The sequence below is a fragment of the Bradyrhizobium sp. SHOUNA76 genome, assembly GCF_023006445.1.
In the GTDB taxonomy this organism is placed as follows: domain Bacteria; phylum Pseudomonadota; class Alphaproteobacteria; order Rhizobiales; family Xanthobacteraceae; genus Bradyrhizobium.
Map to the genome: position 1 here is coordinate 1 of NZ_JALBHA010000358.1, position 6,880 is coordinate 6,880.

The window sequence follows — 6,880 nt, forward strand, 5'->3', positions numbered from 1 at the left end:
AGGCGCGGGTGCGGCGCCCGAGAGCGGCGACCTCGACGAACACTTCGCTGCGCACCGGCACCGCCATCTCGGCCGCGGCCGTCGGCGTCGGCGCGCGCTTGTCGGCGACGAAATCGATCAGCGTGATGTCGGTCTCGTGCCCGACCGCCGAGATCAGCGGGATCATGCTCTCGGCCGCCGCGCGCACCACGATCTCCTCGTTGAACGACCAGAGATCCTCCAGCGAGCCGCCGCCGCGTGCCACGATCAAGACATCGGGGCGCGGAATCTTGCCGCCCTCGGGCAGTGCGTTGAAGCCGCGGATCGCGGCCGCGACCTGCTCGGCCGAGCCTTCGCCCTGCACCTTGACCGGCCACACCAGCACGCGGCGGGGAAAGCGGTCCTCCAAGCGATGCAGGATGTCGCGGATGACGGCGCCGGTCGGCGAGGTCACGACGCCGATCACCTCCGGCAGCCAGGGCAGCAGCTGCTTGCGCGCCTCGTCGAACAGGCCTTCGGCGGCGAGCTTCCTCTTGCGCTCCTCCATCAGCGCCATCAGCGCGCCGATGCCGGCCGGCTCCAGCGCCTCGATCACGATCTGGTATTTCGAGGAGCCCGGATAGGTGGTGAGCTTGCCGGTGGCGATGACCTCCAGCCCCTCCTGCGGCTTGAAGCGCATGCGCCCGTGCACGCCCTTCCAGATCACCGCCTCGATCTTGGCGCTCTCGTCCTTGAGCGCGAAATAGCAATGGCCGGACGAATGCGGCCCGCGAAAGCCGGAGATCTCACCCCGAACCCGGACATGGCCGAAGGCGTCCTCGACCGTCCGTTTCAGGGACAGCGAGAGCTCGGAAACGGTGAATTCGGGGGCGTTGAGCAGTTGTTCCGCAGGCGGCATCGGCAAACGATTCGGCATTTTGGGGTCAGACCCGACGTTAAGGATTTTCGCCGCGCGGCGCCAATCCAGGAGTTGACCGGGAGAGTACTCTGTTATATAGAGTTCTCTATTGATTGATGCATTTGAAGGGATGAACCATGGCGTTCCGGTTGCTGCGCGGCGTTTTGAACGGCCTGAAATGGGTCCTGTGTGCGGTCGGCGGCGTGGCGCTGATCCTGGTCGCAATGATCGCAACGCCGCTGGAGCGGCCGCCTGAAATGCGGTCGGTCTCCGACTCAGCCAAAGGAATCGACTGGTCCACGCTGCCCCCGCTCGAGCGTTTCCAGGCGCGCGACGGCACCTGGATCGGTTATCGCCACTACGCGCCGAACGGCCCTGCGGCAGGCCGGGGTGCGATCTTCATCCATGGCTCCTCCGGCTCGAGCGGCACCGTCAATCATGCGCTGACACATGCGATCGCCTCGCGCGGCGTGGAGACCTGGGCGCTCGACATCCGTGGCCATGGCGGCTCCGGCACCCGCGGCGATATCGGCTATGTCGGCCAGCTCGAGGACGATCTCGTCGATTTCGTCGCCCATTTGCGCAAGACCGCGCCGGACCTGCCGCTCACCCTGATCGGTCATTCCGCCGGCGCCGGCTTCTCGCTGCGCGTTGCTGCCACGCCGATCATGCAAGACATGTTCGTGCGCACCGTGCTGCTCGCGCCCTATCTCGGCTATGACGCACCCACCAACAAGCCAAATGCCGGCGGCTGGGTCAGTACCGACGTGCCGCGCTTGCTGGGTCTGACGGCGCTGCGCAGGCTCGGCATCGACTGCTGTTCGCAGCTTCCGGTGCTGGCGCTGGCAGTGCCGCCGACTTCGGCGAAGTACCTCGTCTCCACCTACTCCGATCGCCTGATGCGCAACTTTGCGACGCGCGGCTATCGCATCGATCTTCCGGCAACCACACGTCCGATCACGATCTTCGGCGGCGCCGAGGACGAGATGATGATCTCGGACAAATATGCCGAGGCGGTCCAGTCCATCAAACCATCGATCGACGTCAAGATCATCGACGGCATCAACCACATGGGCATCGTCACCCAACCGAAGGCGATCTCGGTCATCGCCGAGGATGTGGCAACGCGCGGGGCAGGGCAGTCATGATCGACAGCACGGAGGCGTCCGCAGCGCTGGCCGATATCGACGACATCGTCCAGCGTGTGAAGCGATCGCAGCTCTATGAGCTGGCGAGCCTCGCTGCGGTCTGGTGGGGCGTGGTGGTGTTCGCAGCCAACCTCGTGACCTGGCTTTGGCCGGTCTACGCGGCCTATGCCTGGGTTGCCGCGGATGCCCTCGGTGTCGGCGGCTTGATTGCGCTTCGCGTCTTCAATCCGCCGCCTCACCCCCATGGTGCCGCCTTCAACATCAGGCTGCTGCTGGTGTTCGCGTTGTTCTTCGCGTTCGGTTATCTGTGCACCGGTGTCATCGGTCATTTCGGCCCGCGGCAGTTGGGGACGTTCTGGCCGCTGTATTTCATGCTGTTCTACACGCTGGCGGGGCTGTGGTTCGGCTATGCCTTCGTGGCGATCGGTCTCGGCATTTCCGCCCTGACGCTGATCGGGTTCTTCTACATCGGCGAGGCGTTCCCGCTCTGGATGGCCTTCGTCAATGGCGGCGGCCTGATCCTCGGCGGCCTCTGGATGCGGCGGATCTAGCGAATGCCTGAGCTCGACGCCATCATGCACCCGGCTGCACCCATTGCAGAAGAAGGAGCGCTCACGTGATCGACGGCAAGCAGGCTTCCGGCGCGCTGAACGACCGTGAGAAGACCGGTCGCCCCGGGTCGCGGTCGCAGATCTACCTGGTCTCCGGTGTCGTCCTGCTGATGTGGGCCCTGTTGCCGTTCGCCGACGACCTCCTGATCTGGTTCTGGCCGCGCTACGGCGCCTATTACTGGAACAGCTGGTTCGTGGCGAACGACGGGCTCTATTTCTGGTTTGCGCTGTACACCGTCTCGGCCCTCGGCCTCGTTGCTTTCGGCGTCTATCATCTGTCGAGAAAGGGCATCCGCCTGTTCGACAGCCGCAATCTGCTGGTGCTCCTGCTGCTCGTCGCTTTCGGCGTCCTCTTTTGCTATTTAGGCAGGTTCTCGCCGCGGCAGCAGACAGTGTTCTGGCTGATCTACATCACGCTGTTGTACATGATGGCGACGGTCCGGTTCGGCTACGCCTTCCCGGCGCTCGGTGCAGCCGTCGTCGCGCTGACGCTGATCGGATATTTCTCCATCCCGGGGGTACCGCTGTTGCCGTGGATGGCCGCCGTCAATGGCGGCGCGCTCATCGTCGGTGGCTTCCGGATGCGGCGGGGCTAGGCGTGGCTGAGCTCGACGACATCATCCACCAGCCGCTGCGGCTGAAGATCATGGCGGCGCTGAACGCGCTGCCGCCGGCATCGGGCCTCGAATTTGCGCGGCTGAAGAAGCTGACCGGCGCCACCGACGGCAATCTCGGTGCGCATATCGAGACCCTGGCCAAGGCGGGATACGTATCCGTCGAGAAAGCCTTCGTCGGCAAGAAGCCGCAGACCACGGTCACCGCGACCGCTGCCGGCCGCGGCGCCTTCGCGCGGCATGTGGCGACGTTGCAGGAGATCATTGCAGGCAAGCAAGCTTAGCGCGCCGCCGGTTCGGAGCTCTCTCTGTCCACTGTCATTCCGGGGCGCGACGAAGTCGCGAGCCCGGAATCCATTTCACCGCCGTCGCTGAAGCTCGATGGATTCCGGGCTCGCGCTAGGCGCGCCCCGGAATGACGGGGAGTTCGGGGCGTTTCCCCTTGAGACCCGCGCCGATTCGTGCGACCTCCGCACACAGCAAACCCTTATTTTCTGAGCCCTCGATGCACATTCTCCTGCTCGGTTCCGGCGGCCGCGAACATGCTCTGGCATGGAAGATCGCGGCCTCGCCCCTGGTGACCAAATTCTGGTGCGCGCCCGGCAATGCCGGCATCGCGAAGGAGGCGGAATGCGTGGCGCTCGATGTCGCCGACCATGCGGCGGTGATCGATTTCTGCAAGGCCAACAAGATCGAGCTGGTAGTGGTCGGGCCGGAGACGCCGCTGGCGGCCGGCATTGTCGATGACCTCACCGCCGCCGGCATCAAGGCGTTCGGGCCGAACAAAATCCCGGCGCAGCTCGAAAGCTCCAAGGGGTTCACCAAGGCGCTGTGCACCGAGTTCGGCATTCCCACCGGCGCCTACAAGCGCTTCACCAATGCCAACGATGCCCGCGATTACGTCAACAGCCAGGGCGCGCCAATCGTGGTGAAGGCCGACGGGCTCGCCGCCGGCAAGGGCGTCGTCGTCGCCAAGACCGTGCGCGAGGCCGAGGACGCCATCGCCATGATGTTCGAGGGCGCGTTCGGCGAGGCCGGCGCGGAGGTCGTGATCGAGGAGTTCCTGCCCGGCCGCGAGATCTCCTTCTTCGCGCTGTGCGACGGCGAGACTGCCATTCCCTTGGCCTCCGCGCAGGACCACAAGCGCGTGTTCGACCACGATGTCGGCCCGAACACCGGCGGCATGGGCGCCTATTCGCCGACGCCGCTGGTGACGCCGGCGATCCACGACGCGATCATGGCCAAGATCATCCTGCCGACGGTCGCAGGCATGAAGCAGCGCGGCACGCCGTTCCGCGGCGTGCTCTATGCCGGGATCATGCTGACGACGCAGGGTCCAAAGCTGTTCGAGTTCAACGTCCGCTTCGGCGATCCCGAGTGCCAGGTGCTGATGCTGCGCATGATGTCGGACATCGTGCCGGCGTTCCTCGCGTCCTGCGACGGCCAGCTGAAGAATTTCGATCTGCGCTGGCATCCGGAGTCCGCGCTCACGGTGGTGATGGCGGCGAAGGGCTATCCCGGCGACTACCAGAAGGGCACGCGCATTGGCGGGTTAGCGGAGGCCGCGAAGGTGGAGACGGTCGAGATCTTCCACGCCGGCACGGTCGAGAAGGATGGTGCGATCCTCGCCAATGGCGGCCGCGTGCTCAATGTCTGCGCGCTGGGCAAGACCGTGACGGAGGCGCAAGGCCGCGCCTACCAGGCCGTTGATCGCATCAGCTGGCCCGAAGGCTTCTGCCGCCGCGACATCGGCTGGCAGGCGGTGGAGGCGGAGAAGGCCAAGGCTTAGGCTTAGGCCGTGCTTCCGGACGGCTTGCAAAGCGCGCCAATCCGAAATCGCGTGGTTCGGTGTCACCGCGCCGCCACATCGACGTTCCAGAATGTGCAATCGGCTGTTGGGGTTAGTCGCCCCGCCGATAATACCGTTACTGTGCATGGGGTTGTTTTCGACTTTTCGTTTGTCGGGACGACCTTTGGACTGACCATAAGGATGCAAAAAGATGTCCGATCTCGCCGACCTCTATCCGGGCTTTCGCTCCGAATGGATCGACACCTCCTTCGGCCGCATCTTCGCCCGCGTCGGCGGCAGCGGACCGCCGCTATTGCTGTTGCACGGCTTCTCCGAGACCAACGTGATGTGGCACCAGGTGGCGCCGCAACTCGCCGATAAGTTCACGCTGATCATCGCCGATCTGCCGGGCTATGGCTGGTCCGACATGCCCGAGAGCGACGCGCTGCACATCCCCTACAGCAAGCGCGCGATGGCCAAGGCGATGGTGGAAGTGATGGAGCGTCTCGGTCACGTGCACTTCGCGCTCGCCGGCCACGACCGCGGCGGCCGCGTCTCCTATCGCCTCGCGCTCGACCATCCCGGCCGGCTGTCGAAGCTTGCCGTGCTCGATATCCTGCCGACCTATAATTACTGGGAGCGGATGAACCGCGCCTATGCGCTGAAGATCTATCACTGGACCTTCCTGGCGCAGCCTTATCCGCTGCCGGAGACGCTGATCTCGAGCAATGGCGAGTTCTTCCTGCGCTTCAAGATGGCGAGCCAGACCAAATCGAAGACGCTGGACGCGATCGACCCGCGTGCGCTGGAGCACTACACCGCCCCATTCCGCGATCCCGCCCGCGTCCACGCGATGTGCGAGGACTACCGCGCCGGCGCCACGTTCGACTACGACCTCGACAAAGCCGATTTCGAGGCCGGCAAGAAGATCACCATTCCCATGTTGGCGCTGTGGGGCAATGCCGGCGTGGCGCAAGCCGCGGCGACGCCGCTCGATACGTGGAAACAGTGGGCCACGAACGTGGTCGGCATGCCCGTGGATTCCGGCCACTTCCTCACCGAGGAGAACCCGGACGTCACCGCGAGTGCGTTGCGCGAGTTCTTCCTGGCGGATTAGCGCCGCTCCCGGAAGAACTCCTTGAGCAGCCGCGCCGCCTCGCTCTCGCCGACGCCGGAATAGACATCCGGGGCGTGATGGCAGGTCGGCGAGGCAAAGAACCGCACGCCTGATTCCACCGCGCCGCCCTTGGGATCGGCCGCGCCGTAATACAGGCGCCTGACCCTTGCAAACGAGATGGCGCCCGCACACATGGTGCAGGGCTCCAGCGTCACGTAGAGGTCGCAGTCCACCAGGCGCTCGCTGCCGATCTTTTTCGCCGCCTCGCGCAGCGCGATGATCTCGGCATGGGCCGTGGGGTCGTGGTCGGTCAGCGTCCGGTTGGCGCCGGTGGCGATGACCTCGTCATTGCGGACCACAACGCATCCAACAGGAACTTCGCCCGATTTTCCGGCGTTTTCGGCCGTCTGAAGCGCCAAATCCATGAAAGAGGGGGCTTTCAAGCCTCGTATCATCCGAAGAAACCTGCTAGTAGCTGCGCCTTCAGCAGAAGTGCTTACCGAATTTGCCTGAGCGTGCGGCTCTGAATGAGCGCGCACAATGCTTTCCGGCTATCCCCTGAGTGAGATTATTCATGCCTCGCGACAGCGACAAAGACAACGATTCCCGTGGCCGGCGAGGCCCCCCTAAGGGACCGCCCAAGGGCCGGTCCGGCAAGCCGCGTGGCCCTGAGAAGAAATTCGCCAAGCGCGGCCCTGAGGGCAGGGGCGACGCCCGCCCGCCT

General features: G+C 64.9%; 8 protein-coding genes. 6 read left to right on the forward strand and 2 right to left on the reverse strand.

Annotated elements, in window-relative coordinates:
* Window positions 1-877: exodeoxyribonuclease VII large subunit (xseA, locus tag MOV74_RS27340; RefSeq protein ID WP_246929685.1), on the reverse strand; the 877-nt coding region annotated here is incomplete at its 3' end.
* Between the two features lie 137 nt (window positions 878-1,014).
* Here xseA and MOV74_RS27345 point away from each other — a divergent pair.
* The 6 genes from MOV74_RS27345 to MOV74_RS27370 all read left to right on the forward strand — a co-directional run bounded on the left by MOV74_RS27345 (window position 1,015) and on the right by MOV74_RS27370 (window position 6,156).
* Window positions 1,015-2,025, forward strand: a complete 1,011-nt coding sequence (locus tag MOV74_RS27345) for an alpha/beta hydrolase (protein WP_246929674.1) — start codon at window positions 1,015-1,017, stop codon at window positions 2,023-2,025.
* On the forward strand, window positions 2,022-2,576 hold the full coding sequence (locus tag MOV74_RS27350) for a hypothetical protein (protein WP_246929676.1): 555 nt from the start codon (window positions 2,022-2,024) through the stop codon (window positions 2,574-2,576). The genes MOV74_RS27345 and MOV74_RS27350 overlap by 4 nt, the downstream gene beginning before the upstream one ends.
* Before the next feature lie 65 nt (window positions 2,577-2,641).
* Entirely contained in the window at window positions 2,642-3,232 is a 591-nt protein-coding gene (locus MOV74_RS27355) for a hypothetical protein (protein WP_246929678.1), read from the forward strand.
* Window positions 3,233-3,234: 2 nt separating this feature from the next.
* Window positions 3,235-3,534, forward strand: a complete 300-nt coding sequence (locus MOV74_RS27360) for a transcriptional regulator (protein ID WP_246929680.1) — start codon at window positions 3,235-3,237, stop codon at window positions 3,532-3,534.
* 221 nt (window positions 3,535-3,755) lie between these two features.
* Window positions 3,756-5,039 carry a phosphoribosylamine--glycine ligase gene (gene purD, locus MOV74_RS27365; RefSeq protein WP_246929682.1) on the forward strand — a complete coding sequence of 428 codons (1,284 nt, stop codon included), beginning with the start codon at window positions 3,756-3,758 and terminating at the stop codon, window positions 5,037-5,039.
* 211 nt (window positions 5,040-5,250) lie between these two features.
* Window positions 5,251-6,156 carry an alpha/beta fold hydrolase gene (locus tag MOV74_RS27370; protein ID WP_246929683.1) on the forward strand — a complete coding sequence of 302 codons (906 nt, stop codon included), beginning with the start codon at window positions 5,251-5,253 and terminating at the stop codon, window positions 6,154-6,156.
* Here MOV74_RS27370 and tadA read toward each other — a convergent pair.
* Window positions 6,153-6,611: a tRNA adenosine(34) deaminase TadA gene (gene tadA / locus MOV74_RS27375; RefSeq protein ID WP_246929684.1), complete on the reverse strand. Its 459-nt coding sequence runs from the start codon at window positions 6,609-6,611 to the stop codon at window positions 6,153-6,155. The genes MOV74_RS27370 and tadA overlap by 4 nt on opposite strands.
* Window positions 6,612-6,880: the final 269 nt, after the last annotated feature.

Excerpts from the sequence above, each read along its gene's own strand:
- MOV74_RS27345 (WP_246929674.1), top strand. The coding sequence starts at position 1,015 with ATGGCGTTCCGGTTGCTGCGCGGCGTTTTGAACGGCCTGAAATGGGTC.
- MOV74_RS27350 (WP_246929676.1), top strand. The coding sequence starts at position 2,022 with ATGATCGACAGCACGGAGGCGTCCGCAGCGCTGGCCGATATCGACGAC.
- purD (WP_246929682.1), top strand. The coding sequence starts at position 3,756 with ATGCACATTCTCCTGCTCGGTTCCGGCGGCCGCGAACATGCTCTGGCA.
- MOV74_RS27370 (WP_246929683.1), top strand. The coding sequence starts at position 5,251 with ATGTCCGATCTCGCCGACCTCTATCCGGGCTTTCGCTCCGAATGGATC.
- tadA (WP_246929684.1), bottom strand. The coding sequence starts at position 6,611 with ATGATACGAGGCTTGAAAGCCCCCTCTTTCATGGATTTGGCGCTTCAG.